At 66.1% G+C, this 1,497-nt stretch carries 1 protein-coding gene; it reads left to right on the forward strand.

Going from position 1 to position 1,497, the window contains the following annotated elements:
• The first annotated feature begins 88 nt into the window (after positions 1-88).
• The gene (locus AC5Y49_RS24625; RefSeq protein ID WP_499891991.1) at positions 89-1,429 is read left to right on the forward strand and encodes an IS256 family transposase; all 1,341 of its coding nucleotides are present in this window, start codon (positions 89-91) and stop codon (positions 1,427-1,429) included.
• Positions 1,430-1,497 lie beyond the last annotated feature (68 nt).

Raw genomic sequence — 1,497 nt, forward strand, 5'->3', positions numbered from 1 at the left:
GGTCGCGTCCTGAAAGCGGTGTAAAAGAGGCCGGGCGTAGGTTCTGCTTCGAGACCTACCAAGTCATCGAAGGAAAGGACCTACGCCCGTGCCTGCACGAGTATCGCCGACGGAACGTGTTCGCGCCAAGATCGACGAGCTGTTTGCATCCGATCGTGAGCTGCCCGAGATCCTGGAGGAGGTGGCCCGGCTCGGTGCGAAGCTGCTGATGCAGGCCGCGCTGGAGGCCGAGGTGACCGAGTTCCTCGGCCGGGATCGCTATCAACGCGCCGCCGCGACGCCGGACGCACAGCCCGGGGCGCGTAATGGGTATCGGCCGGTGTCAGTCAAGACCACCGCCGGCCCGGTCAGCTTGGAGCGGCCTAAGTTGCGCGGCACCACCGCCGCGTTCGCCTCACGATTGTTCGGCAAGCACGTCACCAAGACCAATGCGTTGGAGTCGCTGGTGATCGCGTCGTTTGTGCGTGGGCTCTCGGTGCGCGATGTCGAGGCCACTCTGGCCGATGCGCTTGGGGATCAGGCCGCGATCTCAAAATCGACGGTGGCGCAGGTATGTCAGGCGATCAAGACCGAATACGACACCTGGGCGCGGCGCCGCCTCGATGATGTCGTGCTGGACTACTTGTTTTTGGATGCCTCGTTTTTCCGGATGCATCCCGGCTCGCCGGCCGAGCCGATCCTGGCCGCCTGGGGTGTGAGCACCGACGGTAAACCCATCTTCGTGGGCCTGGCCTCCGGCGCCGGGGAGTCGACCGATGCCTGGGCAGATTTTTTGACCGACCTGACCGAGCGGGGGCTGGCGTGTCCGCTGCTGGTCGTCTCCGACGGCGCCCGCGGCCTAATCGCCGCGATCGAGCAAGTCTTGCCCGCCGCGCTGCGCCAACGCTGCCTGATCCATCGGGTGCGCAACGTGTTAGCCAAGGTCCCCGCCGGGATGCAGGCCGAGATCCGCGACGGCTACTGGGCCTGCTTTGACACCGCCGAGCTCAACACCGAGCCCGGTCCGCGGCTAGTGGAGCTGGTTGACGCCCGGCTGACCGCGTTCGCCGACCGCTACAGCGCCACCTACCCGGCCGCGATGAAGATCCTGCTGACCGACCGCACGGGCCTGACCGCCTATCTGCGGTTCCCCGCCGAACATCATCACCGCATCCGACATGCAAACTTCATCGAACGCACCTTCGGCGAAACCCGCCGCCGCGCAAAGGTTATCGGCCGCTTCCCGGGTGAGACCAGCTGCATCAGCATCGCGTGGGCCGTGCTCGACCGCGCATCTCGCGGCTGGCGCGGACTGACCATGACCCCGGCCGGACTGCGCCAGCTCCAAGACCTACGCCGCAGCCTGCTGCAACCACCCCGACAACTGCGACCCCAGCACACCCCAGGCTCCGCTACCAGCAACCCCGAGGAGGTCAGCGCCACCGCGTAACATCACCCACCGAAGCCAGAACCTCCCAAGGCCGATTTACACCGGAATCCGGACGCCACCTTTCGACA

The organism is Mycobacterium sp. NGS62 (genome assembly GCF_059812285.1).